The organism is Streptomyces sp. NPDC058864 (assembly GCF_042742985.1).
Classification (GTDB): domain Bacteria; phylum Actinomycetota; class Actinomycetes; order Streptomycetales; family Streptomycetaceae; genus Actinacidiphila.
On sequence record NZ_JBHYMQ010000163.1, the window covers coordinates 1 to 1419 of the forward strand.

General features: G+C 65.1%; 1 protein-coding gene. It reads right to left on the bottom strand.

Going from position 1 to position 1419, the window contains the following annotated elements; all coding sequences use genetic code 11:
• Window positions 1-30: 30 nt before the first annotated feature.
• Window positions 31-1272 carry an IS256 family transposase gene (locus tag ACFW3D_RS42135; protein WP_500513793.1) on the bottom strand — a complete coding sequence of 414 codons (1242 nt, stop codon included), beginning with the start codon at window positions 1270-1272 and terminating at the stop codon, window positions 31-33.
• Between the last annotated feature and the right edge of the window lie 147 nt (window positions 1273-1419).

A 1419-nucleotide genomic window follows, 5' to 3' on the forward strand; every position in this document is an offset into this window, starting at 1 on the left:
GGATGGCGTCCCTTCTTGTGGTGTAGCCGATCATCCGGAGGTTGTGTTCGTGGTGTTGGGGAGTGTGGGGGCGCCTTTCGGGAGCTCGGCGGGGTAGATCTGTTCCATGCTGCCTTCGGGGAGGTAGCGGCGGGGGAAGGCGATCCATTCGTCGTGCATCTCGAAGAGGACGGCGGTGACGAGCCGTAGCAGGGCGTCGTCGTTGGGGAAGACCTGGACGACATCGATGCGGCGCTTGATCTCGCGGTTGACCCGCTCCAGGGGGTTCGTCGACTGGATCTTCTTCCAGTGTCGTTCGGGGAAGACCGCGAAGGCCGTCAGGTCCTCCTCGGCGTCCAGCAGCATCGCCTTGACCTTGGGGAACTGGGCTCCGAGCATGTCGGCCACGGTCTGCAGTTGGGCGCGTACCGCCTTGGCGGTGGACTGGGCGAAGATCGTGCGGATGGTGGCGGCGACCATCTCGCCGGCGTCCTTTGGGATGACCGCGAAGGTGTTGCGCAGGAAATGGACTCGGCAGCGTTGGTAGGCCGAGCCGATCATCACCTTGCGGATGGCTTTGACGAGGCCGGTGTGGTGGTCGCCGATCACGAGGCGGACGCCGGTCAGGCCTCGTTCGCGCAGGTGACGGAGGAATTGGGTCCAGAACAGTTCGGTCTCGCTGTCCCCGACCATCACCCCCAGGACCTCACGGCCGCCGTCTTCGGTCACCGCGGTGGCGATGACCACGGCTCGGGAGACGATCTGGTGCTCGACGCGGGCCTTGCAGTAGGTGGCGTCCAGATACAGGTAGGGGAAGCGGGTGTGGTCCAGTGCCCGGGTGCGGAAGGCGGTCAGCTGTCGGTCGAGGTCGATGCAGATCCGTGAGACCTCGCTTTTGGAGATCCCGGTGTCCGCTCCGAGGGCTTTGACCAGGTCATCGACCGAGCGAGTGGACACTCCGTGGACGTAGGCCTCCATGATGACGGCGTATAGGGCTTGGTCGATCCGGCGCCGTCGTTCCAGCAGGCTGGGGAAGAAGCTTCCCGACCGCAGTTTGGGAATCGCCAGGTCCAGGTCGCCGGCTTGGGTGCTCAGCGTCTTATCGCGGTGCCCGTTGCGCAGTGCGGTGCGGGTGTCAGTGTGCTCGTTCCAGCCGGCGCCGATCTTCGCGGTGGCTTCGGCCTCGATCAGTTCCTGCAGCATCCGCTCGGCCACGTTCCGGACGAGTTCGAGTCCGTCCGCCGAGCGTAGTGACTCTAGCAGGCGAAGTAGGTCAGACTGGGACAGGGCCACCACGCACCTCCCGGGTTGAACTGGCCGTTCACCAGGAAGAGTTGCATGGTGGCCCGCCTCATGGGCAGGGAGCGGAGGCTACACAGCCGGTACACCCCGGCGCACACCCCCGACATGATCGGCTACACCACAAGAAGGGACGCCATC